The sequence below is a fragment of the Stutzerimonas stutzeri genome (genome assembly GCF_024448695.1).
In the GTDB taxonomy this organism is placed as follows: domain Bacteria; phylum Pseudomonadota; class Gammaproteobacteria; order Pseudomonadales; family Pseudomonadaceae; genus Stutzerimonas; species Stutzerimonas stutzeri_T.
Map to the genome: position 1 here is coordinate 18872 of NZ_JAMOHY010000008.1, position 25986 is coordinate 44857.

Below are 25986 nucleotides of genomic sequence, written 5' to 3' on the forward strand. Positions count from 1 at the left end.
AAGCGTGCTCAATCGCGCATTCGGCGATTCTGTGTGTTGTCAGTGCGGACGTCGATGGGGTGATCGCGCCAAAGCGGAGCGTGTTTGAGTCATCTGTGCGCTCGTCTGGTGCAAGCCGCATCGGGGTCTGTTGGAGTATTCTTCGCTCGACGATCCGGCGCGGCTGCGGCGTCGTGACTTTCCCGAAATGAACAGGAGTGCGGTTATGTTCGTTCTTGATTCCCGGTTGGAGCAGGACACCCTGCCGCTGGGTGATTTTCCGTTGTGCCGGCTGCTGCTGATGAATGACTCCAGCTACCCCTGGTTCATTCTCGTGCCTCGTCGCGAAGAGGTCAGCGAGCTGTTTCAGCTCGACGCCGCCGACCAGCAGTCGTTGTGGCGAGAAGCAACATCGCTGGCCGAGACGCTGAAAGATACCTTTGGTGCCGACAAGATGAATATTGCGGCGCTCGGCAATATGGTCAGCCAGCTGCACGTGCACGTCATTGCCCGTCGCCGGGACGATGCAGCCTGGCCTGCACCGGTTTGGGGTCATCATCCTGCCCAGCCTTATACCGACGAACAGGTTGCGGCTATCCGGCAGAAACTGAAGCTGGTATTGACGGATGAATTTCGTTTTGCGGAGTAGTGCAATGGAACTGGAACGGCGCATCGCCGATCTCGAGTCACGTCTGGCTTTTCAGGACGATACGATTCAAGCCCTGAATGATGTGCTGGTTGCGCAGCAGGCGGCTGTCCAGCGCCTGCAGGCACAGCTGAAGATGCTGGCCAGGCGTCAAGAGGATATGCAGAGCGGAATTGGAGTTGAGGAGGATGAGGCGCCTCCGCCGCATTACTGAAGGCATATGCGGCAGAGGGTGGTGGGGTGGATCAGTGGCTGGTCTGCACTACATCTTCAGCCTGCAGCCCCCTGTCGCGCATCATGATGGTGAATTCCACGCGCTGGCCTTCCACCAGAATGCGATGGCCGTCGCCGCGAATGGCGCGGAAGTGGACGAACACATCGTCACCGCTGTCGCGTGAGATAAAGCCAAAACCCTTCGAGGTGTTGAACCACTTTACCGTTCCAGTCTCGCGGCCGGCGGAGGGTGCGGTTGTGCTCATGGGTGCAGTTTTTGTATGTGCCGTTGTTGGCTGGCTGTGGCGAACCGGGTGCGCCGTGCCTCTTTGTGCGGTAGCCAGGTGCAGTACAACGGCAATAACGGCTGGCAGCAGGCTGACGAGTGTGGCCGGCTGCCCCGCAATGGCGGCGATAGGAACCAGTAGCACCAGAGCCTGGATCGCAGCAGCGGCTATCAGGAGTGCGGATACAATAAGAATGATCGGGCGGTTGCGATCATTGCTGGGCTGCGTAATCGAGGCGAACTGTGCATTCAGCAGGCCCAGCAGCAACAGGCAAAGCGCCTCGGGATGTACCAGGGGCGACAAGCCGCTGGAAAGACTGGGGACGAATGACAGTACAAGGGCGGCAACGCCCGTCAATACATGAACGATCTTAAGCATTGTTATGACTCACAGTTGAATAGCACGATAGAAAAAGCGACAGAAACCGGGCAGGGGAGATAGGCAGACAGACGAGATAATCGTTTGCCTGGTTTTGAGGCCCAGGCTGCGACGCGGACGTATTTAACAGCAAAGGAGGCCGCTGCTCAAATCGCACGACTGATGAGTGGGGTGTTCGGATTGAGGCGGGCGGATAGGCCTTGTCGAGAGCAGGACATTGCCGACAGTCTTAAAGGAGCCCTGGGCAGTCGTTTGCACAACTGCCCAGGATGGACAGGGTGAAGCTTTAGGCGGCCAGCAGGCTGCGCAGCATCCATGCGGTTTTTTCGTGAATCTGCATGCGCTGGGTCAGAAGGTCTGCAGTCGGCTCGTCGCTCACTTTTTCCAGCAGGGGGAAGATGCCGCGTGCAGTGCGCACAACGGCTTCCTGGCCTTCTACCAGAAGCCTGATCATTTCATCGGCAGAGGGAACGCCTTCTTGCTCCTTTATGGAAGAAAGCTTGGCGTACGCGGCATAGGTGCCGGGAGCAGGGAAGCCCAGAGCGCGAATCCGCTCGGCAATCTCATCCACGGCCAGGGCCAGTTCGGTGTACTGCGTCTCGAACATGGTGTGCAGGGTGTTGAACATCGGGCCTGTCACGTTCCAGTGAAAGTTGTGGGTTTTCAGGTACAGCGTGTAGGTGTCCGCGAGCAGGCGGGACAGGCCTTCTGCAATGGCGGCGCGATCCTGTTCGGCAATACCGATGTCGATTTTCATGATTTTCTCCCGGTTGATGAAGTGGCTTGTAGTTATGCCAGAAAACACGGACTGCTGCATGCGCCCGTAGCGAGTTCGTTCTTTGGAAGCTCCGTGAGTAAAACGGTTTCATTTTCTTGAGCATGCTCCCAGCAGGGCATGGCAGTCGTCAGCGGCTGCGTCGAAGCAATTATGTGGATATAATCCCGCGCTTGTGCCTGGCGACCCGCTTTGTCTGTGAGTGACGCCAGCGCTTGATCGCGATTGCCTGCATCAGCCTGTATAGCGATGAATGCAGTTCGACAGGATGTTTGTGCGGTGTCCTGTGCCCAGTCGCACCCCGCGCGACCCGATGAATTTTCAAGATACGAGAAGCGAACTCCACCATGATGCGCAGCCACTATTGCGGCCAGTTGAACGAAAGCCTGGACGGCCAGGAAATCACTCTTTGCGGTTGGGTCCATCGCCGCCGCGATCACGGCGGGGTCATCTTCCTTGACGTGCGTGATCGCGAAGGCATGGCTCAGGTGGTATTCGATCCCGACCGCGCCGAGACTTTCGCCGCCGCCGACCGTGTGCGCAGCGAGTATGTGGTCAAGATCACCGGCAAGGTGCGTCTGCGCCCGGAAGGTGCGCGCAACCCGAACATGGCGTCCGGTGCCATCGAAGTGCTGGGTTACGAGCTGGAAGTGCTGAACGAGGCGGAAACGCCACCGTTCCCGCTCAACGAATACAGCGATGTGGGTGAGGAAACCCGCCTGCGCTACCGCTTCATCGATCTGCGTCGCCCTGAAATGGCCGAGAAGCTCAAGCTGCGCTCGCGCATCACCACCAGCATCCGTCGCTACCTGGATGAAAACGGCTTTCTCGACGTTGAAACGCCGATTCTGGGTCGACCAACGCCGGAAGGCGCGCGCGATTATCTGGTGCCTAGCCGTACCCATGCCGGAAATTTCTTTGCCCTGCCGCAGTCGCCTCAGCTGTTCAAGCAGCTGCTGATGGTTGCCGGCTTCGATCGCTACTACCAGATTGCCAAGTGCTTCCGCGACGAAGACCTGCGTGCCGACCGTCAGCCGGAGTTCACCCAGATCGACATTGAAACCAGCTTCCTCGACGAGTCCGACATCATCGGTATCACCGAAGGCATGGTGCGCAAGCTGTTCAAGGAAGTGCTGGGCGTCGAGTTCGGCGAATTCCCGCACATGCCGTTCGAAGAGGCCATGCGCCGCTACGGTTCGGACAAACCGGACCTGCGCATTCCGATGGAGCTGGTCGACGTTGAGGATCAGCTCAAGGACGTTGAATTCAAGGTCTTCGCCGGCCCAGCCAACGATCCCAAGTGCCGTGTCGCCGCGCTGCGCGTGCCGGGCGGGGCAAGCATGCCGCGCAAGCAGATCGACGACTACACCAAGTTTGTCGGTATCTACGGCGCCAAGGGGTTGGCCTATATCAAGGTCAACGAGCGCGCCAAGGGCGTTGAGGGGCTGCAGTCGCCCATCGTCAAGAACATCCCGGAAGCCAACCTCAATGCGATCCTTGATCGCGTGGGTGCGGTGGACGGCGATATCGTCTTCTTCGGGGCGGACAAGGCCAAGATCGTTTCCGAAGCGCTGGGTGCGCTGCGCATCAAGCTGGGTCATGACTTGAACCTGCTGACCTGTGAGTGGGCGCCGATGTGGGTCGTTGATTTCCCAATGTTCGAGGAAAATGACGATGGTTCGCTGTCGGCATTGCACCACCCCTTCACTGCACCCAAGTGCAGCCCTGAGGAACTGGAAGCCAACCCGGCCGGTGCGCTGTCGCGTGCCTACGACATGGTGCTCAATGGCACCGAGTTGGGCGGTGGTTCCATCCGCATCCACCGCAAGGACATGCAGCAGACCGTGTTCCGTATTCTCGGCATCGACGAAGCTGAGCAGAACGAGAAGTTCGGATTCCTGCTCGATGCGCTTAAGTACGGCGCGCCGCCGCACGGCGGCCTGGCCTTTGGCCTGGATCGTCTGGTGATGCTGATGACCGGTGCGCAATCGATTCGCGAAGTGATCGCCTTCCCGAAAACCCAGAGCGCGGCGGACGTCATGACCCAGGCGCCGGGTGCGGTGGATGCCAAGGCACTGCGTGAGTTGCATATTCGCCTGCGCGAGCAGCCGAAAGCCGAATAACGGCTAAGCCGGAGCCCAGGGAAACCTGGGCTTCTGCGTTAAAGCTAGCAGGTTGTTGAAAAACGTAGGCGAGGCAGGCAAGACGAGGCAAAAACAGTCGAGGAAGCGGAGTTTAGGTGTTCTAAATGAGCATTACTCACTTAGTTCGCCCTTCGGGCCGCGCTGAAGCGCGTTAGCCGCAAGCGGCTTTCTGAGACTGTTTTTAACGACGTGTTGCCAACGCAGGTAGTTTTCAATGACCTGCGAAGAAAAGTTGATCAAGAGGGAGGCAGTTATGGCTGGTCATTCCAAATGGGCCAACATCAAGCACCGCAAGGGGCGTCAGGACGCCAAGCGCGGCAAGATTTTCACCAAGCTCATTCGTGAGTTGACCGTTGCCGCCAAAAGCGGCGCAATTCCGGCGGACAACCCGCGGCTGCGCCTGGCGGTGGACAAGGCGCTGGTCGCCAATATGTCGCGTGATGTAATCGACCGCGCCATCGCCCGCGGCGCCGGAAACAATGAGGCTGACAACGTCGTTGAGCTGAGCTACGAAGGTTACGCGCCCAGTGGCGTGGCGATCATCGTCGAGGCCATGACCGACAACCGCAATCGCACCGCGGCGGAAGTGCGTCATGCTTTCAACAAGCACGGCGGTAATCTGGGGACTGACGGTTCAGTTGCCTACATGTTCGACCGCAAGGGTCAGATCAGCTTTGCCGCCGGTGTGGATGAAGATGCGCTGATGGAAGCGGCATTGGAGGCGGGCGCCGACGACGTGGAGATGGGCGAGGACGGTTCGGCGCTGGTTTCGACCAGCTTCGCCGAATTCCATGCGGTCAACGAAGCGCTGAGCGCCGCCGGTTTCAGGGGTGAGGAAGCGGAGGTCGCCATGATCCCTTCGATTGCCGCACCGCTCACCGATCTGGAAACCGCGCAGAAGGTGCTGCGCCTGATCGACGCGCTGGAAGATCTGGACGACGTGCAGAACGTCTACCACAACGCGGAAATCCCGGACGAGATCCTGGAACAGTTGGACTGACGCTTCGCTGAAAGCCGAAGCCGGAAGCATCCAGGTGCTTCCGGCTTTTTGTTTTCCGCTTTATAGCGGCCGAACTTATTTGGCCAAGGGCTCAAGAAGGCGAACAAGTTCGATCTACAAATTCTGTGGCGAGCACGAGGTGATGTGGCTAGCCGCCGCGACATGAGCTCCCTATACTTGCTGCTGGATAAATAGACAGTACGGCGAACGCATGACGCTCATCCTTGGTATAGACCCCGGCTCCCGAATCACGGGTTACGGTGTGGTGCGCGATACCGGTCGTAACTGCGAATATGTGGCATCAGGTTGCATTCGTACCGGAAGCGGTGACTTGCCTGATCGGTTGCGAGCGGTGTTTGCCGGTGTCAGCGAAGTGATTCGCCTGCATGGCCCGGTGACCATGGGCATCGAACAGGTATTCATGGCGCGCAACGCCGATTCTGCACTCAAGCTCGGCCAGGCGCGAGGTGCTGCAATTGTGGCGGCTGCCGAGCAAGGGCTGGAGATCGCTGAGTACACTGCAACCCAGGTCAAGCAGGCGATTGCAGGAACTGGCGGTGCCGACAAGGAGCAGGTTCAGATGATGGTGATGCACCTGCTCAAACTGGTGAAAAAACCGCAGATCGATGCCTCCGACGCACTGGCGATTGCCTTGTGTCATGCGCACCATCGGCAGAGCCTTATCCCGCATGGCCTGGCCGGCGCCAAGCGCAGGGCAGGCCGGCTGCGCCTCTGAAGCAGACAGCGAAGCGGGTTGGCAGGAATTCAGGCTGAGTGACAGTCGATCATTCAGCCAAGAGAGGATGAAATACCGTGATTGGACGTTTGCGCGGCACCCTGGCGGAGAAACAGCCGCCGCATCTGATGCTGGATGTGAATGGCGTTGGCTACGAAGTCGAAGTGCCGATGACCACTCTTTATCGTCTGCCCGCTGTGGGCGAGCCGGTCACGTTGCATACGCACCTGGTCGTGCGTGAGGATGCTCAGCTGCTGTATGGCTTTGCAGAAAAGCGCGACCGCGAACTGTTTCGCGAGTTGATCCGCCTCAATGGCGTTGGCCCCAAACTGGCGCTGGCATTGATGTCCGGGCTTGAAGTGGACGAGCTGGTGCGTTGCGTTCAGGCGCAGGATACCTCCGTGCTGGTGAGGATTCCCGGTGTTGGCAAGAAGACTGCCGAGCGACTGCTGGTCGAACTCAAGGATCGCTTCAAGGCTTGGGAGCACATGCCCTCCATCGCCCCTCTGATGGGGGAACCCAGGGCGAATACGACAGTCTCAAGCGCCGAGAATGACGCCGTCAGTGCGCTGATTTCCCTTGGGTTCAAGCCGCAAGAGGCCAGTCGTGCCGTATCCGCCGTACAGGAAGACGATTTGAGCAGTGAAGATCTGATTCGCCGCGCCCTGAAGGGAATGGTGTAAGCCCATGATCGAAGCCGATCGTCTGATTACCGCCACCGGTCGCGACCGTGATGAGCAACTTGACCGTGCCATTCGCCCACTGAGTCTGGCCGAATACATTGGCCAGCCGGTCGTGCGCGAGCAGATGGACCTGTTTATCCGCGCTGCGCGTGGACGCAGCGAAGCGCTTGATCACACCCTGATATTCGGCCCCCCAGGTCTGGGCAAGACCACCCTGGCCAATATCCTGGCTCAGGAGATGGGCGTTTCGATCAAAAGCACATCCGGTCCGGTGCTTGAGCGCCCTGGTGATCTTGCCGCACTGCTGACCAATCTTGAGGCAGGTGATGTGCTCTTCGTCGATGAAATCCATCGGCTATCACCCATCGTCGAGGAAGTGCTATATCCGGCGATGGAGGATTTCCAGCTGGACATCATGATCGGCGAGGGCCCTGCAGCGCGCTCGATCAAGCTCGACCTGCCACCTTTTACCCTCGTGGGTGCCACCACCCGTGCGGGCATGCTGACCAATCCGCTGCGTGATCGCTTCGGTATCGTGCAGCGTCTTGAGTTCTATTCCACTGCCGATCTGGCGACCATCGTCAGTCGCTCCGCCGGCATTCTCGGTCTAACCATCGAGCCCGAAGGCGCATTCGAGATCGCCCGTCGTGCACGGGGCACGCCGCGAATAGCCAACCGCCTGTTGCGACGGGTGCGTGATTTTGCGGAGGTCCGCAGCAATGGTGAAATCACCCGGGCGACGGCTGACCTGGCGCTGAACATGCTGGATGTGGACGAGCGTGGTCTGGATCACCAGGACCGGCGCTTGCTGCTGACCCTGATCGAGAAGTTCGACGGCGGTCCGGTAGGTGTCGACAACCTGGCGGCTGCCATCAGTGAAGAGCGCCATACCATCGAAGATGTGCTGGAGCCCTATCTGATCCAGCAGGGCTACATCATGCGTACGCCTCGCGGGCGTGTGGTCACCCGTCATGCTTATCTGCACTTCGGTCTGAACCTGCCGAAACGGCTGGGCGATTCGCCAGTAGCAGACCTCTTCGACGGCGACACAATGTGATGAAAATATTCTTGTTTCACCCAATTGGAATTTGCAGTGTCTGGCACTAGTATGCGCGCGGAATCACCTGTTCAGCCGTTCACCCATCGTTGTCGCGTCTATTACGAGGACACCGATGCAGGCGGCATCGTTTATTACGTCAATTACCTCAAATTCATGGAGCGGGCCCGTACCGAACGGTTGCGCAGCCTGGGTTTTGCCCAGTCGCAGCTGGCGGGTGAGGACCTCCTGTTCGTTGTGCATTCCAGCGAGGCGCGCTATCACGCCCCCGCGCGACTGGATGACGAGCTGCTGGTGACAGCCGAAGTGGTTGATATAAAGCGCGCAAGCCTGCGTTTCAGGCAGCAAGTGAGGCGTGCGAAGGATGATCGACTGCTCTGTGAGGGGCAGTTTCTGGTGGCCTGTGTACGCGCCGAGAGTTTGAAACCCCGTCCTATTCCCGAAGCGCTGCGTTCAGCCTTCGCCGGGTCGGGTCTACCCCCTGCAGGAGAGTAAGCGTGGAACCCAACGTCGATCATATGTCCATGTGGAGCCTGATCAGCAATGCCAGCTTTGTGGTTCAGCTGGTCATGCTGATCCTGGTGGCGGCTTCGGTGATGTCCTGGATTATCATCTTCCAGCGCGGCAACATGATCCGGGCTGCCAAGCGGTCACTGGACACCTTCGAAGAACGCTTCTGGTCGGGTATCGATCTGTCCAAACTGTACCGTCAGGCTGGCAGCAACCCCGACCCGGACTCAGGTGTCGAACAGATCTTCCGTGCCGGTTTCAAGGAGTTTTCCCGCCTGCGTCAGCAGCCAGGGGTTGATCCCGACGCGGTGATGGACGCGGTAAACCGGGCCATGCGCGTCGCCATTTCCCGTGAAGAGGAAAAGCTTGAGCAAAGCCTGCCGTTCCTGGCTACGGTCGGCTCCACCAGCCCCTATATAGGCCTCTTCGGCACGGTCTGGGGCATCATGAATTCCTTCAGAGGCTTGGCGCAGGTCCAGCAGGCTACCTTGGCCACTGTCGCACCGGGTATCGCTGAAGCGCTGATTGCTACGGCCATCGGCCTGTTCGCGGCGATTCCGGCGGTTATCGCCTACAACCGTTTCTCGGCGCGCAGCGAAATGCTCATCGCTCGCTACTACACCTTTGCCGACGAGTTCCAGGCGATTCTCCATCGCAAAGTTCACACCACCGAAGATTGAGGCCACAGGCCATGGCCAGAATTCGCAATAGACGCAAGCCGGTTTCCGAGATGAACGTGGTGCCCTACATCGATGTGATGCTGGTGCTCCTGGTGATTTTCATGGTGACCGCGCCAATGCTCAATCAAGGCGTCAAGGTCGATCTGCCTCAGGTCAGCAGCGAAGTGCTGCCCCAGGACAATGATGCCCAGGTACTGACCATTTCGATCAAGGCCGACAAGACCTACTTCTGGAACATGGGCAGTGAAGTCGATACCGAAACGGTTCAGGACCAGGCGCTGACGCTGGAGGAAATGACCAGGGCAGTGACGGCGATCATGAATCAGAACCGCAGCCAGGGTAAGCAGGTGCAGGTGTTCGTACGTGGCGACAAGTCTGTGGACTACGGCTCGGTAATGTCAGCCATGGGCGGACTGCAGGAAGCAGGTGTCGGCAACGTCGGTCTGATTACCGAGGCGCCTTGATGCGACAGCCTGATCGTTCGCGCTCGGAGAGCTATTACTGGCCCACCATTCTGGCGGTGGGCCTGCACGTCATCATTTTCGGTATGTTGTTCGTCAGCTTTGCAATGACGCCGGAGCTGCCGCCGTCCAAGCCGATTGTTCAGGCGACCTTGTACCAACTCAAATCGCAGAGTCAGGCGACGACCCAGACCAACCAGAAAATCGCGGGCGAAGCGCAGAAGACCTCTGCCAAGCAGTACGAAGCCGAACAGATGGAGCAGCGCAAGGTCGAGCAAGAGAAACAGCTGGCCGCGCGGGCTGCGGAACAAAAGAAGGCCGAGGATGCTCGAAAGGCCGAAGCAGCCAAGGCTGACGCAGCGAAGAAGACTGCGGATGCAAAAAAGGCTGAAGAAGCCAAAAAAATAGCCGAACAGAAAAAGCAGGCGGAAGTCGCCAAAAAAGCAGCCGATGAGGCCGCGAAGAAGAAAGCAGCAGAGGAAGCCAAAAAGAAAGCCGCTGCCGAGGCTGCCAAGAAAAAGGCGGCTGAAGAGGCGAAGAAAAAGGCTGCCGCCGAAGCTGCGAAGAAAAAGGCAGCGGCTGAAGCTTCTCGCAAGGCTGTAGAAGACAAGAAGGCGCAGGCGCTGGCCGAGCTGCTGTCGGAAGATACCCAACGGCAACAAGCCATGGCTGATACCCAGGGTGATCAAGTGGCCGGTGACTTTGATGACCTGATCCGCATGCGCGCGGCGGAAGGCTGGACCCGACCGCCATCGGCACGCAATAACATGTCGGTAGCGTTGCGGGTCAATATGCTGCCCGATGGCACCATCACCGCCGTGACGGTATCGCGTTCCAGCGGAGATGCGCCTTTCGACAATTCCGCAGTGGCTGCGGTAAAGAATATTGGTCGGCTGACCGAGATGCAGGGATTGTCTGCGCAGGATTTTCAGCCGTACCGCTCGTTCACGATGACATTTACGCCTGAGGATCTTGCGTTGTGATCAACTACCTTCGAGGTTTTATCGTCCTTTCCCTGTTGATGATGGGCAGTGCCATTGCGCAGGAAAAGAACATTGTGGTTACCAGTGGTACTGACCGTGCGATCCCCATCGCCGTCGTGCCCTTCGGCTGGCAGGGCGGCAGCGTGTTGCCGGACGACATGGCCGAGATCATCGGCAACGACATGCGCAACACCGGTGTTTTCCAGCCCATTCCCAAGCAGAACATGATCAGCCTGCCGACCCGCGGCAGCGAGATCATCTTCCGTGACTGGAAGGCGCTGGGCGCGCAGTACGTAATGGTGGGCAATATCGAGCCATCAGGCGGCAAGTTGCAGATTCGCTATGAGGTTTTCAACGTCACCACCGAGCAGCAGGTCATGAACGGTACGGTGGGTGGTGCTCAGGATCAGATTCGCGACATGGCCCATTTTGCCGCGGATCAGGCGTTCGAGAAACTTACCGGGATCAAGGGGGCGTTTTCTACCCGCCTGCTTTATGTGACAGCCGAGCGTCTCGGTAGCGCCAATACCCGCTACACGCTGCAACGCTCTGATTACGACGGGGCACGTGCTGTGACACTGTTGCAGTCCCGTGAGCCGATTCTGTCGCCGCGCTACTCGCCGGATGGTCGCCGCATCGCCTATGTGTCGTTCGAGCAGAAGCGTCCGCGCATCTTCATTCAGCACGTCGATACCGGTCGGCGCGAGCAGGTCACCAATTTCGAAGGGCTCAATGGCGCACCCGCGTTTTCCCCCGATGGCAACCGCCTGGCATTTGTACTGTCCAAGGACGGCAACCCTGAAATCTACGTGATGGACCTCAATTCACGTCAGCTGCAGCGGTTGACCAACCATTACGCCATTGATACGGAGCCTTTCTGGGGTGCCGATGGGCAGACCATCTATTTCACTTCTGATCGCGCCGGCAAGCCACAGATCTATAAGCAGCGTCTGGGTGGCAACAATGCCGAGCGGGTGACCTTCGTAGGGAACTACAACGCGAACCCGAAGCTTTCAGCGGATGAAAAGACGCTGGTGATGATTCATCGCCAGGAGGGCTACACCAATTTCAAGGTGGCGGCACAGGACCTGCAGCGCGGCAATTTGCGACTACTCTCTGATACAAGTTTAGATGAGTCGCCCACTGTTGCGCCTAATGGCACCATGCTAATCTATGCGACCCGCCAGCAGGGCCGGGGAGTCTTGATGCTCGTATCAATCAATGGTCGAGTTAGGCTCCCGCTTCCTACTGCTCAAGGCGAAGTCCGTGAGCCATCGTGGTCCCCTTACCTGAACTGATGCGGTATCAACGCTTAACCTAACCAAAAACACACCTGGGGTTGTTACACATGGAAATGCTGAAATTCGGTAAGTTTGCTGCTCTGGCTCTGGCCATGGCCGTTGCTGTTGGTTGTTCGTCCAAAGGTGGCGACGACTCCGGCGAAGGTTCTGCCATCGATCCTAACGCTGGTTACGGCGCTGATAGCGGTGCGGTAGACGGCAGCATGAGCGAAGAAGCTGCTCTGCGCGCCATCACCACCTTCTACTTCGAGTACGACAGCTCCGACCTGAAGCCGGAAGCCATGCGCGCTCTGGACGTTCACGCCAAGGACCTGCAGTCCGCCGGCAACCGTGTCGTCCTGGAAGGCCACACTGACGAGCGCGGCACGCGCGAGTACAACATGGCTCTGGGTGAGCGTCGTTCCAAGGCCGTTCAGCGCTACCTGGTTCTGCAGGGTGTGTCTCCTGCACAGCTGGAACTGGTTTCCTACGGCGAAGAGCGTCCGGTTGCCATGGGCAACGACGAGCAGTCCTGGGCTCAGAACCGTCGCGTAGAACTGCGCAAGTAATAAGCCATGCTCAAACACCACCATGCTCTGATTCTTTTCACACTTGGGCTGCCGCTTGTTGCGACGGCTCAGGTGCCGATTGTGGAATATGACTCGCGGAGCGGAAATGCTGCGACTGAGTCGGGTTATTCTGCCGGGTCGGGGGCTGGTGGTGCCTATGCCGGAGGCGGGGCGGTCGCTCCGTCTTCAGCGCAGGGCATGCTCTTCGTGCAACTGCAGCAGATGCAGGAAGAGATAGCGCAACTGCGTGGCATGCTCGAAGTGCAGCAGAATGATATCCAGCGCTTGCAACAGGAAGGGCTGGAGCGTTACCAAGATCTGGACCGCCGTTTGTCGCAAGGTGCGGCAGGTGGGCAGGCCAATCAGAATTCTTCAACCGTCGGCGCCAATAATAATGCTGGCGGAACAAGCCAGGCTCCTGCTGGAGCTTCGGCACAAGAGTCGGCGAGTGCTGACCCTGAAAAAGAAAAGCTCTATTACGACGCAGCTTTTGATCTGATCAAGGCCAAGGATTTCGACAAGGCCAGTCAGGCTTTTGCCGCGTTTCTGCGCAGATATCCTCAAAGTATCTATGCAGGCAATGCGCAGTACTGGCTGGGTGAAGTGAACCTTGCCAATGGCGATCTGCAGGCTGCTGGTCAGGCTTTTGCCAAGGTCAGTCAGGTATATCCGCAGCACAGCAAGGTACCTGATTCGCTATACAAGCTTGCCGATGTCGAGCTGCGACTGGGCAACCGTGACAAGGCCAACGGGATCTACCGTCAGGTTGTCGCCGATTACCCGAACAGTTCGGCTGCGCAGTTGGCCCAGCGTCAATTGAATCGATAGTCAATGAATGGCACGGCTGACAGAACCCGCCCAACAGCGGGTTTTTTCGTTAGAATCGCTGCCCCCTTTACCCGCAACGGAGGCGGACGGCCTGTTTAGCCGTTACGCCCGTGGCTGATATGCACCATACCCTGCGAATAACCGAGATTTTCTACTCGTTGCAGGGGGAAGCGCGCACAAGTGGGTTGCCCACAGTGTTCGTTCGCCTCACCGGCTGCCCCCTGCGCTGTCAATATTGCGATTCCGCTTACGCGTTTAGCGGCGGCGAGATCATGTCGCTCGATACAATTCTGGAGCGCGTTGCATCCTACAATCCTCGCTATATCTGCGTGACCGGCGGTGAGCCACTTGCCCAGCCGGGCTGTGTGCCGTTGCTGCAGCAGTTGTGTGATGCCGGTTATGAGGTGTCGCTTGAAACCAGCGGTGCGATGGATATTTCCGCAGTCGATGAGCGAGTGAGTCGGGTCGTCGATCTGAAAACGCCGGGTTCGGCTGAAGTGGGGCGCAATCTCTACGAGAACATCAACTGGCTGACCCCCAATGACCAGGTGAAGTTTGTCATCTGCTCACGGGAAGACTACGACTGGGCTGTGTCCAAGCTGATCGAGTATCGACTGGATGCACGTGCGGGCGAAGTGCTGTTCTCGCCCAGTCATGGTCAGGTTGATGCGCGAGCGCTGGCTGACTGGATAGTCAGTGACAACCTCCCGGTGCGCTTGCAGCTCCAGCTGCACAAGATTCTCTGGAACGATGCTCCCGGACACTGATTACTCAGCGTTCACCGTCGATAGCCTGTGCAAAGGTAACAGTAATGACTGAAAAGAAAGCCGTAATCCTGCTCTCGGGCGGGCTCGATTCCGCGACGGTGGTTGCCATGGCCAAGGCTCAGGGCTATGCCTGCTACAGCATGAGTTTCGATTATGGTCAGCGGCACCGTGCAGAGCTGCATGCAGCCGAGCGGGTTGCCCGTCAGCTGGGCGTGGTCGAGCACAAGGTGATCGGCATGAATCTCAACGGCATTGGGGGCTCGGCGCTCACCGACAGCAGTATTGATGTGCCCGAGGAGCAGGCAAGTGGAATCCCCGTGACTTACGTGCCGGCTCGCAACACGCTGTTCCTTTCTCTGGCGCTGGGCTGGGCTGAAGTGCTGGGTGCCCGAGATATCTTCATTGGTGTGAATGCTGTCGACTACTCGGGCTACCCCGATTGCCGTCCGGAGTTCATCGAGGCCTTTGAGCGACTGGCCAACCTTGCTACCCGGGCGGGAGTCGAGGGGCAGGGCTTCAGTATTCGTGCGCCCCTGCAGAATCTGAGCAAGGCGCAGATTATCCAGGAAGGTATTCGCCTGGGTGTTGATTACGCAATGACAGTGTCCTGCTATCAGGCCGATGACATGGGGCGTGCCTGTGGCAAATGCGACAGCTGCCGTTTGCGTGCGACCGGCTTCGAGGCAGCGGGGATCGAGGATCCGACTCGATATCACTGATAATTTAAAAAAAACTTTGATTTACTCAATCAAATCAGTATCATGCGCTCCGCAACGGGTCGTTAGCTCAGTTGGTAGAGCAGTTGGCTTTTAACCAATTGGTCGTAGGTTCGAGTCCCACACGACCCACCATATTCTCCATGTGAGAACCAAAGCCGGATACCGCAAGGTGTCCGGCTTTTTCTATTGTTCAGGTCTCCTCAGGCTCGCCTGTTTGTCACGTGCAGCCCTGACAACTCCCCAAGACGCACTGCTGAAAGCCTCCTTGCTTTCCCTTTTGCGAATGCTTCGGCTAGTATTCCAGCCCCTTCGACCGGGCAGGCCATGCCGCGCATGGCGCTTGTTTTCCCCCTGCCCAGTAAGGTCGACTCTATTGGTCGGGTTATACTCGGCGCTTCATGCATTAACGTGCTTGCAGGACCTGTGAACATGACGCACATCCCCGAACGCATTCTTGTGCAGGCTCACTTGGCGGCCAGGCAGACTGTGCCGCTTACACCCGAGCAAGAAGCGCAACTGTGTAGCGAGATTGCTGCCGAACTGAAACGGCAGAACGCGGTTCTCGTGGCGCATTACTACACCGATCCGGTTATTCAGGCGCTGGCTGAGCAAACCGGAGGCTGTGTCTCCGACTCGCTGGAAATGGCGCGCTTTGGCAATGAACATCCGGCGCAAACCGTGCTGGTCGCCGGCGTCAGGTTCATGGGTGAAACCGCGAAGATTCTCAACCCGGAAAAGCGTGTGCTGATGCCGACTCTGGAGGCCACCTGCTCGCTGGATCTCGGCTGCCCGGTTGAAGAGTTTTCGGCCTTCTGCGATCAGCATCCCGAGCGCACGGTGGTGGTGTATGCCAACACCTCGGCTGCGGTGAAGGCGCGGGCGGACTGGGTTGTCACGTCTAGCTGTGCGCTGGAGATCGTCGAAAGCCTGATGGATAACGGCGAGACGATCATCTGGGCACCAGACAAACATCTGGGCGGTTATGTGCAGCGCGAAACGGGCGTGGACATGTTGCTCTGGGATGGCGCCTGTATTGTCCATGAAGAGTTCAAGGCGAAACAGCTCGAGGACATGAAGGTGCTGTACCCCGAGGCGGCCGTGCTGGTGCATCCCGAGTCGCCGGAAGCGGTGATTGCGTTGGCAGATGCAGTCGGCTCCACCAGCCAGTTGATCAAGGCGGCGCAGACCTTGCCCAACCCAACCTTCATCGTCGCGACTGATCGGGGCATCTTCTACAAGATGCAGCAGCTGTGCCCGGACAAGACTTTTATCGAAGCGCCTACAGCGGGCAGCGGTGCAACCTGCCGCAGTTGTGCACATTGCCCCTGGATGGCGATGAATACCCTTGAGCGCACCTTGCAAAGCCTGCGTACGGGAAGCAATGAAATACTCGTTGATCCCGCTTTGATTCCCAAGGCTGTAAAGCCGCTAATGCGCATGCTGGATTTCACCAGGGCAGCGCGCATCAGGCAGGCCGGTAACGCCTGATTGCACGCTTGACTGTGAAGCTATGCTGCTGAGCAGTCAGCGCAGCATGTCTTCGATCATGCGCTTCTCATCGGAAAGTTGCTGCTGACGCGCGTCGATACGAGCGGATGTCTGGAAGGTACTGGAACGATTCTTGGCAAAGTCCAGCTGTTCGATGGCCTGGGTGTAGTCGCCAACCAGTGCGAAGAACTCTGCGCGTGCTTGATGCAGCCCGAGGATGTTGCCACTCAGACCCCGAACTTCCGAGACCTGATACCAGACGTCGGGGTCGCTGGGGCGCGCCCCGACCAGTCGGTCCAGCTCGTGTTCGGCCTCCTGCAGACGGCTCTGCTTGATCAGCAGGTCGATATGCGCCTGACGCACCGGGTAGCTGTCGGGATAGAGTTCGAGCAACTGCTTGATTCGTTTCTGCGCCTCGCCCATACGGTTTGCAGTGATGTCGAGCTCGACCTGTGCCAGGTTGTAAGTGATTTCGTTGGGCGCCTTCAGCAGCAGAGGTTGCAGCGTGGCTGCGGCCTCCTGAAGCTGAGCGCTCCTGATCTGCGCCAATGCCAGGCCGTAGCGGGCAGAATCCAGGCTTTCGTCTTCGTCGAGCATGGCCCGGAAGCGCTTGGCGCTCAGGCCTGGGGTGCTCTCGAACTGCAAGTCAACGCGTGCGCGCATCAGCTGATAGCGCAGGCTGTCCTGTATGCCGCCCTGGGGATATTGCTCGGCGCGGTTACGGGTGTCGGCGATGCGCGACTCGCTGACGGGGTGGGTGAGCAAGAATTCTGGTGGTTTTTGGTCGTAGCGGTACTGGCGCATCAAACGACCGAACATGTCCGGCATTGCGCGTGGGTCATAACCGGCCCGCTCAAGATTGACGATGCCGATACGATCAGCTTCTTGTTCGTTCTGCCGTGAAAAGCGCCGCTGCGCCTGAATGGCGGCAGCCTGGGTCGAAACGATGGCGGCAATGCCTGCATCGCCAGCACCTGCTGCTGCGGCTACCACACCGGCGAGCATGGCTGCCATCAGCGGCAGCTGCATGCGTTTCTGCGCTTCCAGCCCGCGGGCGAAGTGGCGCTGGGAAAGGTGTGCCAATTCGTGAGCCATTACGGAGGCATATTCGGCCTCGGTCTGGGCATGGATGAAAAGACCACCATTGACGCCGATAATCCCGCCCGGTGCAGCGAATGCGTTGAGTTGAGGGCTTCTCAGTAGCACGAACTCCAGACGCCGATCCTGCAATTGACTGGTTTCGGCCAGGCGATAGACGCTGCGTTCCAGGTAGTCCTTGAGCAGAGGATCGGAAAGCTGGGGTACCTGGCCGCGCAGCAGGCTGAGCCAGGCACGGCCCAGCTGATATTCCTGCTCCGGCGAGACGATGCCCGAGCTGGAGTCGCCCAGGGAAGGCAGGTCGTTGGCTATTGCCGGCTGCCCTATCAGAACGGCCAGTGTCAGCAGGGTAGGGCGCAGCAGCTTCATCCAGGCGGACTCATCAATTCGGTGGATTGCTACTGTAGCCTTGTGCTCGGGTGGCTGGCCAGAGTTGGTTGCGGCTCGGTATCCTGCCGCCTTTACAAGGAGATCATCAATGACTGAACAGGGGGCGTGCCCTATTGCCCATGACGCCGAACTCGATGCCAGCGGCCTTGCTTGTCCAATGCCTTTGCTCAAGGCCAAATTGGCGCTCAACAGCCTGGCTGGAGGCCAGGTCCTGAAGGTGATTGCCACGGACCCTGGCTCTCGTCGTGACTTTCGCAGTTTTGCTCAGTTGGCTGGCCATGCGTTGCTACATGAAGAAATCGATGAGGGACTCTATAGCTACTGGCTGCGAAAGGCCTGAATGCTGTTAAGGAAGTTTTATGCTCAACGTATTGCGGGGCTGGATCCATCGCTATTTTTCGGATGAAGAAGCGGTTGTTTTAGGGGTACTCCTGATCGTCGCGTTTGCGACGATATTGACCCTTGGGCATATGCTGGCGCCGGTATTTGCCGGCTTGGTGATGGCATTTTTGATGCAGGGTCTGGTGGCGGCATTGGAGCGCATCAAGCTGCCGCATATCGTGGCGGTCTGGCTGGTTTTTCTGATGTTTATCGGCCTGCTTACTGTCTGCATTCTGTTTCTGGCACCTTTAATGTGGCAACAGGTGCTGACGCTGTTCAATGAGCTGCCGAGAATGCTGGTCGAGTGGCAGTCGCTGCTGTTGCTTCTTCCTGAGCGATATCCGCAATTGTTTACCGAAGAGCAGGTACTACGCGGAATCGACGTAATGCGTGGGGAGCTTGGGCGATACGGGCATATCGTCCTGACATCGTCGCTGTCGAGTCTGCCACTGTTGTTGAGCCTGATGATCTACCTGATTCTGGTACCGATCCTGGTCTTTTTCTTTCTCAAGGACAGTCAGCTGATCAGCAACTGGCTGAAAGGCTACCTGCCGCGTGAGCGTGGGCTGATCACCCAGGTTTCCCAGGAAATGAACATGCAGATCGCCAATTACATCCGAGGCAAGGCGATCGAGATCCTGATTTGCGGTGTGGTTGCCTACATTGTATTCGCTGCTCTAGGGCTCAACTATGCCGCCCTGCTGGCGATGCTAGTGGGTATCTCGGTCGTGGTGCCGTACATCGGCGCTACCCTGGTAACTATTCCGATAGCGCTGATCGGCCTGTTCCAGTGGGGGCTGGGAGACCAGTTCATCTATCTGATGGTGGCCTACGCGATCATCCAGGCCCTGGACGGCAATGTGTTAGTGCCGCTGTTATTCTCCGAGGCTGTGAACCTGCATCCGGTTGCGATCATCTGTGCAGTATTGCTGTTCGGCGGCCTGTGGGGCTTCTGGGGGGTGTTTTTCGCGATCCCTCTAGCCACTCTGTTCAAGGCAGTGCTTTATGCTTGGCCGCGTCGCTCGGCAACGGTGCCGGATCATATCTGACAAAAAGAGGCCGGCGATTTCGCCGGCCTTCCTTTACTTCGCTGGATATTACTGCTGCAGCGCCTGCGCGGCCTGCAATACGGCATCAACATGCCCCGGTACCTTGACGCCGCGCCATTGCTGGCGAAGCACGCCCGAGCTATCGATGAGAAAGGTGCTTCGATCTATACCCAGATACTCTTTGCCGTAGAGCTTCTTCAACTTGATCACACCGAACAGCTGACACAGCTGCTCATCCTTGTCGCTAATGAGCTCGAAGGGAAATCCTTGCTTGGCCTTGAAGTTTTCGTGGGTCTTCAGGCTATCCCGGGATATGCCGAAGATCACGGTGTTGGCTGCGGTAAAGGCCTCATGCTGATCACGAAAGTCCTGCCCCTGTGTGGTGCAGCCTGGCGTGTTGTCCTTCGGATAGAAGTACAGGACTACCTGCTTGCCCTTCAATGCTTGCGGAGTGACCTGCGTATTGCTGGTTGCCAGTGCTTGAAAGGGCGGGAGGGGCTGATCGACTTCGACGGGCATCTGTTGGTTTCCTTATGAAGGCGTCTGCGGGCGCCAGGGTTCGATCAGGGCATCCAGATTCAGCGCGTCGGCGAAATCGAGGAACTGGTCGCGCAGCCAGCTGATCTGCGTTCCTGCCGGCAGCGTGACGGTCAGTGTGGCGTTGAGCATGGTGCCGCCGGTTTGTGGCGCCTGATAGGTGTCACAGGTCAGGCTCTCCAGCTCGACGCGATGGTCGATGAAGAACTGACACAACTCATTGAGAATGTCCGGGCGGTAAGCGGAGCTGACATAAGCCACATATGGCAACGCCTGGGGACGGACTTCAAGTGCTTCACTGCGCACTACGTGGCTGGTGAAATCATGCTTCTTCGCCAAGCCTGGGAGTACCGTTTCCATGCGTGCAAGGGCGTCCCAGGTACCGGTGATTTCCAATACCAATGCGCAGTATTCGCCATGCCGGGTCAGTCGGGTATTGACTACCGCGCAGCGATTTTCGTTGCTGGCCCTGCAAAGCACGTTGGTGAGCTCCATTGGACTGCGGCCCATGGCGCTGATGACGAGAAACTGTTCGCGGGGTACTGGGGGGGTGGACATGCAGCATTCCTGGCGGTAATGAATCGGGCGGCCAGCCAAGCCGAAAACCAGCTAGGTTAGCGAAAAGTGCTGCAAGAGGGAAATCTACAGCGATGGTGCAGGTCGAAGGACCTCTATTACAGCGGTATTTTCATTGTCACGGATGCCTTCGGCGTACTCGCAAAGCGCAAAGGAGCCTTGTACCATTACGCCTCTCTTTTTCCGGCAGGAGCGGTTGCATGATTGCGGGCAGTATGGTGGCACTGGTCACGCCCATGGATGCGCAGGGCGGTCTCGATTGGGACAGCCTGAGCAAACTGGTGGACTTCCATTTGCAGGAAGGCACCGATGCAATCGTGGCTGTCGGTACCTCGGGTGAATCGGCGACCCTCGATTACAGCGAAAACATTGAAGTGATCCGTCGCGTGGTGGATCAGGTCAATGGCCGGATTCCGGTAATCGCCGGCACGGGCGCCAACTCGACCCGCGAGGCGCTGGAGCTGACCGAACAGGCCAAGGCCGTGGGTGCCGATGCCTGCCTGCTGGTCACTCCGTACTACAACAAACCGACCCAGGAAGGCCTGTATCTGCACTTTCGGCACATTGCCGAAGCGGTGGCGATTCCGCAGATCCTCTATAACGTTCCGGGTCGCACTGCCTGCGACATGCTTCCGGAAACTGTAGAGCGGCTGTCGAAGGTATCGAACATCATCGGTATCAAGGAAGCGACCGGCGACCTCAAGCGCGGCCAGGAAGTGCTCGACCGGGTCGCCAAGGACTTCCTCGTCTATTCCGGTGACGATGCCACCGCCGTGGAACTGATGCTGATGGGCGGCAAGGGCAATATCTCGGTTACGGCCAACGTCGCGCCACGCGCCATGAGCGATCTGTGCCGGGCCGCTCTCGCTGGGGAGGCGGAAAAGGCACGTGCGATCAATGCTCAATTGATGCCCCTGCACCAGGCATTGTTCATCGAAGCCAATCCGATCCCGGTGAAGTGGGCGTTGCATGAAATGGGCTTGATACCCAACGGCATTCGCCTGCCGCTGACTTGGCTCAGCCAGCGCTGCCATGATCCCCTGCGCCAGGCAATGCGCCAATCCGGTGTGCTGGCCTGACCCATTCCGGTGTACCGGTTCTAACAATGAAGGAACATGCATGAAGCGACTGGCCGGACTCTCGACCCTAGCCCTGATCATCTCTGGTACCAGCGGCTGTGGCTGGCTGTGGGGCGATGACGGATATTTCCGTGATCGCGGCAGCGACTATCTGCAAGCGCATCAGATCGCACCCATGCAGGTTCCTGCCGGTGCTGATCTGCGTTCGGTAGAGCCACTGCTGCCCATTCCGCAGCATATCGCCGACACCCGCTCCACCGGGGAATATGAAGTGCCGCGACCGCAACGGCTGGTCGTTGTCGAAGAAGCCAGTGAATTCAGCCTGCAGACATCTGAAGAGGCCCGCTGGCTGGTAGCGCTTCGTGCACCGACACAAGTCTGGGCTGCGGCGCGTCAGTTCTTCACTGACAACGGATTCCAGATTGCCGAAGAGCGTCCGCAGACCGGTGAATTCACCACTGCCTGGCAGACACGTGATCAGCTGTCTCCGGCGCTGGTTCGTAATCTTGGCCTGGGCGAAGGCGAAACCCGAGTGCGGGTACGCGTTGAGCCTGGAGTCCAGCGTGATACCAGTGAGATCTTTCTGCTCAGCGTCCAGCGTCCAGCCGGCAGCACTGCTGACGTCGGCTGGCCTGAAAAAACGCTCAACGCCGAACTTGATCGCGTACTTCTCGATGAGCTGCAGGTCGGTTTGACCAGTAGCGCGGAGCAGGGCGGTTCTACCTCGCTGCTGGCTGAGCGCGCATTTGATGCACCGAGCCGGGTAACACTCAGCGAAGCCGGCAGCGGCAGTCCGGTGTTGCAGCTCGACACTGACTTCAACCGTGCCTGGTCCAGCGTGGGTCGCGCATTGGCTGCCAGTGACATCCTTGTCGAAGACCTGGATCGAAGCCTGGGCGTGTATTACATCAACCTGGCCGAAGGCGCAGCGAATCCAGACGACAAACCGGGCTTCTTCTCCAGGCTGTTCGGCGGAGCGCCGGATCGCAAGGAAATCGAAGCCCGCGCCGAGCGCTATCAGGTTCGCGTGACCGAAGTGAGCGGAAACGTTCAGGTCACCCTCGACAAGGACCTCGATACAGTGGCTCCGGCTGATGTTGCACGGCGCGTATTGAATATGCTCAAGGACAGTCTGGGCTGATCGACTCAGCAGCCCGGTATACCGAAACAGGCGAAACCATCGGTTTCGCCTGTTTCGTTTGATGACAGACCTTTTTGCTATGACCTGCCGGCTTCGGCAACGTAGCGGAACCCAGAGAATCGACATGACGACTCCAAGTGCTCTTAGCCTGAAGAAAATCTACTCCGGCAAGGTTCGCGACCTTTACGAAATCGATGACAGACGCATGCTCATGGTCGCTACCGACCGGCTCTCGGCATTCGATGTAATTCTCGCTGAGCCGATTCCAGAGAAGGGCAAAATACTCACTGCCATCTCCAACTTCTGGTTCGACAAGCTCAAGCATCTGGTGCCCAATCACTTTACCGGCGACAAGGTGGAGGATGTCGTAAGCGCCGCCGAGCTGCCGCTGGTAGAAGGGCGTGCGGTAGTCGCCAAGCGACTCAAACCAGTGGCGGTCGAAGCCATCGTCCGCGGCTATATCGTCGGCTCCGGTTGGAAGGAGTACCAGAAGAGCGGCACCGTATGCGGTATTCCATTACCTGCCGGGCTCAAGGAAGCCGCCAAGCTGCCACAGCCGATCTTCACCCCCTCGACCAAGGCGGCGGTCGGTGATCATGACGAGAACATCTCCTTCGAGCAATGCGAAGCCGTCATCGGCAAAGAGCTGGCTGCCCAGGTGCGCGAAGTCTCCATCGCGCTCTACAGCGCCGCCGTGGAATACGCCGCTACACGCGGCATCATCATCGCCGACACCAAGTTCGAGTTCGGCCTCGATGAAAACGGCACCCTGACGCTCATGGACGAAGCCCTGACTCCAGACTCCAGCCGCTTCTGGCCGGCAGACAGCTACCGTGAAGGCAGCAACCCTCCCAGCTTCGACAAGCAGTTCGTGCGTGATTGGCTCGAATCCACCGGCTGGAACAAGGAACCGCCCGCGCCTGCGGTACCGGCTGAAGTGGCACAGAAAACTGCAGACAAATACCGCGAAGCCCTGACTCGCCTGACCGCCTGATGCCAGTGCTGTCCGGCGCAAGCCTTGTCGACGTGAATACTTGAAAAACAAGCAAAAATCCTGGTTACAGGGTTCGACAAAGGCGCATGAACTGATATCATGCGCGCCGCTGGAGAGATGCCGGAGTGGCCGAACGGGACGGATTCGAAATCCGTTGAACAGGCAACTGTTCCTAGGGTTCAAATCCCTATCTCTCCGCCACATATCACGTCTAAGCCCTTGAAATTCCTAGAGTTTCAGGGGCTTTTTCTTGCCCTCAGAAAGGTAAGACTGCGAGAGGGTAGTTGGGGGAATCTAATGTTCCCAGCCTCTATGCATCGCCCCAGTCCTGCCCAGACCCACCTTTCAGAAAGATATTCGTTCGCAGCTACGTCGTTACGCTGGAGAGGGAGCGTCATGCTGTAAGCAGTCACTTACCGCAGATTAACCAGCGCATTGACGTGCGCCAGCAGTGCATCCAGCGCAAAGGGTTTGGTGAGCACACCTGTTGAGGGCTGCATGTGACAGTTCTCGAGTACATGGCTCTGTGCGTACCCGGTCATGAACAGGACCGGCAAGCCTGGCCTGAACTGGCGACCCAGGTCTGCCATCTGGCGGCCATTAACGGTGCCAGGGAGCCCTACGTCGGTTACCAGCAAGTCGATGGGGGCATTGGAATTGAGCAGAAGCAGGCCCGTGTTGCTATCCGAGGCCTCGAGCACTTCATATCCCAAGCCAGTCAGCAATTCGACCACCAGCACTCGAATCGAGGATTCGTCCTCTACCACAAGTACCGTCTTGCCAGGTGTCGCGCGCCCTGAATCGACTACAGGCGGGGTGTCATCGACCTGAGTATCAGACTCTACCGAGTGATGGGGCAGGTATAAACATACAGTGGTGCCCACCCCTGCTTGCGAGCTGAGTCTGACCTGACCGCCGGATTGCTGCACAAAGCCATAAATCATCGACAGTCCGAGCCCAGAGCCATTCCCGATGGCTTTGGTTGAGAAAAACGGCTCAAACGCCCGAGCAAGAACGTCCGTACTCATGCCGATGCCAGTATCGGAAACGGAAATGACCAGATACTCGCCTGCGCAGAGGTCCGAATCCAACTCAGCACCTGGCCCCAGATAAGTATTGAATGTTTCGATGAGAATACAGCCGCCATTTGGCATGGCATCGCGTGAATTGATACACAGGTTCAATAAAGCGTTTTCCACCTGTGCCGGATCCAACAGGGAAGGCCACAGATCGGCCGCCAGGCGAACCTTGATCTCAACAGAGGGACCTACCGAATGGCAGAGCAATTGCTCCATGCCTTTAATCAGCTCATTGACCCTGGTCGGCACGGGAGCCAGAGTCTGGCGGCGAGCAAATGCAAGTAAACGATGCGTCAGGGCGGCGGCTCGCTGAGTGGCGCCCTGAGCAATCGACAGGTATCGCTCGATGTCATCGACTTTTCCCTGTGCAAGCCGCAGCTTCATCAGCTCGATACTTCCACTGATGCCTGCAAGAAGATTGTTGAAATCGTGCGCAATCCCTCCGGTCAACTGACCCACGGCTTCCATCTTCTGGGACTGCCTCATCGCCGCCTCAGCTGCCTCCCGGTCGGCAATGGCCTGCGCGACACGTTCCTCCAGAGTACGGTTCAACTCCTGAAGCGCTTCTTCGGCGTTTTTCCGTGCGGTTACGTCTATGGACGATCCAATGAGCCCTATAACCGTTCCCGAGTCGTCCAGCAGCGGAGCTTTAAGCGATAGCCATACGGTTGCCGAGCCGTCGGGCATGCTGACAAGCTCCTCTATTTGTTCAGCCTTTGCGCCGCGCATGATGCGCTGGTCAGTCTCCATGACATGGAGGGCCTGGTCCTTGTCCTCAAGAAACTCCAGATCGGTTTTTCCGATGTAAAAACTGGGCGGCTTGCCTATTAGCTGGGTAGTGCCCTGGTTGGCCACCAGCATGCGACCGTCCAGATCCTTCGCGTATACAACGCCGGGTACGGCGGCAGTAAAGGTTCTTAACAGGCTTGCGACTCTGTCGCGCTCGGCTTCAGCAGATCGGCGCTGTTCGATATCCAGTAGCACGCCTGGAAAACGAATCGGCTGGCCTTCGGCGTTCAATTCTACGCGCCCACTGGCTTCAACCCATCGATAGACGCCATCGCTCTGCAAAACGCGGTACGCACATCGATAGGGGCCGCCACGCCCCATCGCCGCTGAGACGGCCGCTTTGAGTGTTTCTATGTCATCAGGGTGAACAGGGGTTGAGATTTCCATGAATGAAAGTCCCTTTGCACACTGTTCAACAGGCAGTCCGAAGGTATGGGCAAATCGCTCGTCGGCGCTGATGCGGTCGTTAGGTATGTCCCAGACCCAGGTTCCAACTATCGCGCCCGCATCCAATGCCAGTCGAATACGCTCGGCTTCATCAATAGGGGCGGCAGTGGGTTGCATCGAGTCTGGGGGAACATTCATACAACGATCAGTACACCTGTAGCGGCCAAAATCCGAGTATCGAGCAGACATGAGGCTGAGCTTCTAGACTGCCAATAATTCAGACGGCTGGTAGTTCAAATAGTG

The 25986-nt window shown here is 58.1% G+C and carries 28 protein-coding genes and 2 tRNA genes; 24 read left to right on the forward strand and 6 right to left on the reverse strand.

The window, feature by feature from the left end:
* Nucleotides 1-205: 205 nt before the first annotated feature.
* Both NAV32_RS08765 and NAV32_RS08770 read left to right on the forward strand, forming a co-directional pair.
* A complete protein-coding gene (locus NAV32_RS08765; RefSeq protein WP_256052421.1) occupies nucleotides 206-628 on the forward strand; it encodes an HIT family protein in 423 nt (140 codons plus the stop codon).
* A 4-nt stretch (nucleotides 629-632) separates the two neighbouring features.
* Complete coding sequence (locus NAV32_RS08770) at nucleotides 633-839, forward strand: SlyX family protein (RefSeq protein ID WP_256052422.1); 207 nt, start codon at nucleotides 633-635, stop codon at nucleotides 837-839.
* 31 nt (nucleotides 840-870) lie between these two features.
* Here NAV32_RS08770 and NAV32_RS17630 read toward each other — a convergent pair whose 3' ends face one another.
* Together NAV32_RS17630 and NAV32_RS08780 are read right to left on the reverse strand one after the other, a co-directional pair.
* A complete protein-coding gene (locus NAV32_RS17630; RefSeq protein ID WP_272890212.1) occupies nucleotides 871-1503 on the reverse strand; it encodes a cold-shock protein in 633 nt (210 codons plus the stop codon).
* A 286-nt stretch (nucleotides 1504-1789) separates the two neighbouring features.
* Complete coding sequence (locus tag NAV32_RS08780) at nucleotides 1790-2260, reverse strand: Dps family protein (RefSeq protein ID WP_256052423.1); 471 nt, start codon at nucleotides 2258-2260, stop codon at nucleotides 1790-1792.
* Between the two features lie 365 nt (nucleotides 2261-2625).
* Here NAV32_RS08780 and aspS point away from each other — a divergent pair, with 365 nt between their 5' ends.
* The 16 genes from aspS to nadA all read left to right on the forward strand — a co-directional run bounded on the left by aspS (nucleotide 2626) and on the right by nadA (nucleotide 16183).
* Nucleotides 2626-4401: an aspartate--tRNA ligase gene (gene aspS / locus NAV32_RS08785; RefSeq protein ID WP_256052424.1), complete on the forward strand. Its 1776-nt coding sequence runs from the start codon at nucleotides 2626-2628 to the stop codon at nucleotides 4399-4401.
* 274 nt (nucleotides 4402-4675) lie between these two features.
* Complete coding sequence (locus NAV32_RS08790; RefSeq protein ID WP_256052425.1) at nucleotides 4676-5422, forward strand: YebC/PmpR family DNA-binding transcriptional regulator; 747 nt, start codon at nucleotides 4676-4678, stop codon at nucleotides 5420-5422.
* A gap of 211 nt (nucleotides 5423-5633) precedes the next feature.
* Nucleotides 5634-6158, forward strand: a complete 525-nt coding sequence (ruvC, locus tag NAV32_RS08795) for a crossover junction endodeoxyribonuclease RuvC (protein WP_256052426.1) — start codon at nucleotides 5634-5636, stop codon at nucleotides 6156-6158.
* A gap of 77 nt (nucleotides 6159-6235) precedes the next feature.
* Entirely contained in the window at nucleotides 6236-6841 is a 606-nt protein-coding gene (ruvA, locus tag NAV32_RS08800; RefSeq protein ID WP_256052427.1) for a Holliday junction branch migration protein RuvA, read from the forward strand.
* Nucleotides 6842-6845: 4 nt separating this feature from the next.
* On the forward strand, nucleotides 6846-7898 hold the full coding sequence (gene ruvB, locus NAV32_RS08805; protein WP_256052428.1) for a Holliday junction branch migration DNA helicase RuvB: 1053 nt from the start codon (nucleotides 6846-6848) through the stop codon (nucleotides 7896-7898).
* A gap of 51 nt (nucleotides 7899-7949) precedes the next feature.
* Nucleotides 7950-8393 (forward strand): tol-pal system-associated acyl-CoA thioesterase, encoded by a 444-nt coding sequence (ybgC, locus tag NAV32_RS08810; protein ID WP_256052429.1) that lies wholly within the window; start codon nucleotides 7950-7952, stop codon nucleotides 8391-8393.
* A 2-nt stretch (nucleotides 8394-8395) separates the two neighbouring features.
* Nucleotides 8396-9088 (forward strand): protein TolQ, encoded by a 693-nt coding sequence (gene tolQ / locus NAV32_RS08815; protein WP_256052430.1) that lies wholly within the window; start codon nucleotides 8396-8398, stop codon nucleotides 9086-9088.
* An 11-nt stretch (nucleotides 9089-9099) separates the two neighbouring features.
* Nucleotides 9100-9552, forward strand: a complete 453-nt coding sequence (gene tolR, locus NAV32_RS08820) for a protein TolR (protein WP_256052431.1) — start codon at nucleotides 9100-9102, stop codon at nucleotides 9550-9552.
* Nucleotides 9552-10532 carry a cell envelope integrity protein TolA gene (gene tolA / locus NAV32_RS08825; RefSeq protein ID WP_256052432.1) on the forward strand — a complete coding sequence of 327 codons (981 nt, stop codon included), beginning with the start codon at nucleotides 9552-9554 and terminating at the stop codon, nucleotides 10530-10532. The genes tolR and tolA overlap by 1 nt, the downstream gene beginning before the upstream one ends.
* Nucleotides 10529-11830 carry a Tol-Pal system beta propeller repeat protein TolB gene (gene tolB / locus NAV32_RS08830; protein WP_336604864.1) on the forward strand — a complete coding sequence of 434 codons (1302 nt, stop codon included), beginning with the start codon at nucleotides 10529-10531 and terminating at the stop codon, nucleotides 11828-11830. Before tolA ends, tolB begins: the two co-directional genes overlap by 4 nt.
* Nucleotides 11831-11880: 50 nt before the next feature.
* Nucleotides 11881-12381, forward strand: coding sequence for a peptidoglycan-associated lipoprotein Pal (gene pal / locus NAV32_RS08835; RefSeq protein WP_181082676.1), 501 nt, complete (start codon nucleotides 11881-11883; stop codon nucleotides 12379-12381).
* A gap of 6 nt (nucleotides 12382-12387) precedes the next feature.
* Complete coding sequence (gene ybgF / locus NAV32_RS08840) at nucleotides 12388-13209, forward strand: tol-pal system protein YbgF (RefSeq protein ID WP_256052433.1); 822 nt, start codon at nucleotides 12388-12390, stop codon at nucleotides 13207-13209.
* A 119-nt stretch (nucleotides 13210-13328) separates the two neighbouring features.
* Complete coding sequence (queE, locus tag NAV32_RS08845; RefSeq protein WP_256052434.1) at nucleotides 13329-13976, forward strand: 7-carboxy-7-deazaguanine synthase QueE; 648 nt, start codon at nucleotides 13329-13331, stop codon at nucleotides 13974-13976.
* Between the two features lie 44 nt (nucleotides 13977-14020).
* Nucleotides 14021-14695, forward strand: coding sequence for a 7-cyano-7-deazaguanine synthase QueC (gene queC / locus NAV32_RS08850; RefSeq protein ID WP_256052435.1), 675 nt, complete (start codon nucleotides 14021-14023; stop codon nucleotides 14693-14695).
* A gap of 56 nt (nucleotides 14696-14751) precedes the next feature.
* Nucleotides 14752-14827: transfer RNA gene (locus NAV32_RS08855), tRNA-Lys, on the forward strand.
* A 297-nt stretch (nucleotides 14828-15124) separates the two neighbouring features.
* On the forward strand, nucleotides 15125-16183 hold the full coding sequence (gene nadA, locus NAV32_RS08860; RefSeq protein WP_256052436.1) for a quinolinate synthase NadA: 1059 nt from the start codon (nucleotides 15125-15127) through the stop codon (nucleotides 16181-16183).
* Between the two features lie 36 nt (nucleotides 16184-16219).
* Here the strand turns inward: nadA and NAV32_RS08865 are convergent, their stop codons facing one another.
* Entirely contained in the window at nucleotides 16220-17650 is a 1431-nt protein-coding gene (locus tag NAV32_RS08865) for a M48 family metalloprotease (RefSeq protein ID WP_256052437.1), read from the reverse strand.
* 109 nt (nucleotides 17651-17759) lie between these two features.
* Here NAV32_RS08865 and NAV32_RS08870 point away from each other — a divergent pair, with 109 nt between their 5' ends.
* Both NAV32_RS08870 and NAV32_RS08875 read left to right on the forward strand, forming a co-directional pair.
* Nucleotides 17760-18011: a sulfurtransferase TusA family protein gene (locus NAV32_RS08870; RefSeq protein ID WP_256052438.1), complete on the forward strand. Its 252-nt coding sequence runs from the start codon at nucleotides 17760-17762 to the stop codon at nucleotides 18009-18011.
* Nucleotides 18012-18030: 19 nt separating this feature from the next.
* On the forward strand, nucleotides 18031-19101 hold the full coding sequence (locus tag NAV32_RS08875; RefSeq protein WP_256052439.1) for an AI-2E family transporter: 1071 nt from the start codon (nucleotides 18031-18033) through the stop codon (nucleotides 19099-19101).
* Between the two features lie 48 nt (nucleotides 19102-19149).
* Here NAV32_RS08875 and NAV32_RS08880 read toward each other — a convergent pair whose 3' ends face one another.
* Nucleotides 19150-19620, reverse strand: coding sequence for a peroxiredoxin (locus NAV32_RS08880; protein ID WP_256052440.1), 471 nt, complete (start codon nucleotides 19618-19620; stop codon nucleotides 19150-19152).
* Nucleotides 19621-19632: 12 nt separating this feature from the next.
* Nucleotides 19633-20196 (reverse strand): glycine cleavage system protein R, encoded by a 564-nt coding sequence (locus tag NAV32_RS08885; RefSeq protein ID WP_256052441.1) that lies wholly within the window; start codon nucleotides 20194-20196, stop codon nucleotides 19633-19635.
* 218 nt (nucleotides 20197-20414) lie between these two features.
* Between NAV32_RS08885 and dapA the strand changes: the two genes are divergently transcribed.
* The 4 genes from dapA to NAV32_RS08905 all read left to right on the forward strand — a co-directional run bounded on the left by dapA (nucleotide 20415) and on the right by NAV32_RS08905 (nucleotide 23629).
* Nucleotides 20415-21293 carry a 4-hydroxy-tetrahydrodipicolinate synthase gene (gene dapA / locus NAV32_RS08890; protein ID WP_256052442.1) on the forward strand — a complete coding sequence of 293 codons (879 nt, stop codon included), beginning with the start codon at nucleotides 20415-20417 and terminating at the stop codon, nucleotides 21291-21293.
* A 40-nt stretch (nucleotides 21294-21333) separates the two neighbouring features.
* Entirely contained in the window at nucleotides 21334-22434 is a 1101-nt protein-coding gene (gene bamC / locus NAV32_RS08895; RefSeq protein ID WP_256052443.1) for an outer membrane protein assembly factor BamC, read from the forward strand.
* A gap of 124 nt (nucleotides 22435-22558) precedes the next feature.
* Nucleotides 22559-23428 (forward strand): phosphoribosylaminoimidazolesuccinocarboxamide synthase, encoded by an 870-nt coding sequence (locus NAV32_RS08900; protein ID WP_256052444.1) that lies wholly within the window; start codon nucleotides 22559-22561, stop codon nucleotides 23426-23428.
* A gap of 111 nt (nucleotides 23429-23539) precedes the next feature.
* Nucleotides 23540-23629 (forward strand) — tRNA-Ser (locus tag NAV32_RS08905).
* Between the two features lie 212 nt (nucleotides 23630-23841).
* On the opposite strand, the gene NAV32_RS08910 is transcribed toward NAV32_RS08905, so the two are convergent.
* Nucleotides 23842-25881: a hybrid sensor histidine kinase/response regulator gene (locus NAV32_RS08910; RefSeq protein WP_256052445.1), complete on the reverse strand. Its 2040-nt coding sequence runs from the start codon at nucleotides 25879-25881 to the stop codon at nucleotides 23842-23844.
* Between the last annotated feature and the right edge of the window lie 105 nt (nucleotides 25882-25986).

Excerpts from the sequence above, each read along its gene's own strand:
- NAV32_RS08765 (WP_256052421.1), top strand. The coding sequence starts at position 206 with ATGTTCGTTCTTGATTCCCGGTTGGAGCAGGACACCCTGCCGCTGGGT.
- NAV32_RS08770 (WP_256052422.1), top strand. The coding sequence starts at position 633 with ATGGAACTGGAACGGCGCATCGCCGATCTCGAGTCACGTCTGGCTTTT.
- NAV32_RS17630 (WP_272890212.1), bottom strand. The coding sequence starts at position 1,503 with ATGCTTAAGATCGTTCATGTATTGACGGGCGTTGCCGCCCTTGTACTG.
- NAV32_RS08780 (WP_256052423.1), bottom strand. The coding sequence starts at position 2,260 with ATGAAAATCGACATCGGTATTGCCGAACAGGATCGCGCCGCCATTGCA.
- aspS (WP_256052424.1), top strand. The coding sequence starts at position 2,626 with ATGATGCGCAGCCACTATTGCGGCCAGTTGAACGAAAGCCTGGACGGC.
- NAV32_RS08790 (WP_256052425.1), top strand. The coding sequence starts at position 4,676 with ATGGCTGGTCATTCCAAATGGGCCAACATCAAGCACCGCAAGGGGCGT.
- ruvC (WP_256052426.1), top strand. The coding sequence starts at position 5,634 with ATGACGCTCATCCTTGGTATAGACCCCGGCTCCCGAATCACGGGTTAC.
- ruvB (WP_256052428.1), top strand. The coding sequence starts at position 6,846 with ATGATCGAAGCCGATCGTCTGATTACCGCCACCGGTCGCGACCGTGAT.
- ybgC (WP_256052429.1), top strand. The coding sequence starts at position 7,950 with ATGCGCGCGGAATCACCTGTTCAGCCGTTCACCCATCGTTGTCGCGTC.
- tolR (WP_256052431.1), top strand. The coding sequence starts at position 9,100 with ATGGCCAGAATTCGCAATAGACGCAAGCCGGTTTCCGAGATGAACGTG.
- tolA (WP_256052432.1), top strand. The coding sequence starts at position 9,552 with ATGCGACAGCCTGATCGTTCGCGCTCGGAGAGCTATTACTGGCCCACC.
- pal (WP_181082676.1), top strand. The coding sequence starts at position 11,881 with ATGGAAATGCTGAAATTCGGTAAGTTTGCTGCTCTGGCTCTGGCCATG.
- ybgF (WP_256052433.1), top strand. The coding sequence starts at position 12,388 with ATGCTCAAACACCACCATGCTCTGATTCTTTTCACACTTGGGCTGCCG.
- queE (WP_256052434.1), top strand. The coding sequence starts at position 13,329 with ATGCACCATACCCTGCGAATAACCGAGATTTTCTACTCGTTGCAGGGG.
- queC (WP_256052435.1), top strand. The coding sequence starts at position 14,021 with ATGACTGAAAAGAAAGCCGTAATCCTGCTCTCGGGCGGGCTCGATTCC.
- nadA (WP_256052436.1), top strand. The coding sequence starts at position 15,125 with ATGACGCACATCCCCGAACGCATTCTTGTGCAGGCTCACTTGGCGGCC.
- NAV32_RS08865 (WP_256052437.1), bottom strand. The coding sequence starts at position 17,650 with ATGAAGCTGCTGCGCCCTACCCTGCTGACACTGGCCGTTCTGATAGGG.
- NAV32_RS08870 (WP_256052438.1), top strand. The coding sequence starts at position 17,760 with ATGACTGAACAGGGGGCGTGCCCTATTGCCCATGACGCCGAACTCGAT.
- NAV32_RS08875 (WP_256052439.1), top strand. The coding sequence starts at position 18,031 with ATGCTCAACGTATTGCGGGGCTGGATCCATCGCTATTTTTCGGATGAA.
- NAV32_RS08880 (WP_256052440.1), bottom strand. The coding sequence starts at position 19,620 with ATGCCCGTCGAAGTCGATCAGCCCCTCCCGCCCTTTCAAGCACTGGCA.
- NAV32_RS08885 (WP_256052441.1), bottom strand. The coding sequence starts at position 20,196 with ATGTCCACCCCCCCAGTACCCCGCGAACAGTTTCTCGTCATCAGCGCC.
- dapA (WP_256052442.1), top strand. The coding sequence starts at position 20,415 with ATGATTGCGGGCAGTATGGTGGCACTGGTCACGCCCATGGATGCGCAG.
- bamC (WP_256052443.1), top strand. The coding sequence starts at position 21,334 with ATGAAGCGACTGGCCGGACTCTCGACCCTAGCCCTGATCATCTCTGGT.
- NAV32_RS08900 (WP_256052444.1), top strand. The coding sequence starts at position 22,559 with ATGACGACTCCAAGTGCTCTTAGCCTGAAGAAAATCTACTCCGGCAAG.
- NAV32_RS08910 (WP_256052445.1), bottom strand. The coding sequence starts at position 25,881 with ATGAATGTTCCCCCAGACTCGATGCAACCCACTGCCGCCCCTATTGAT.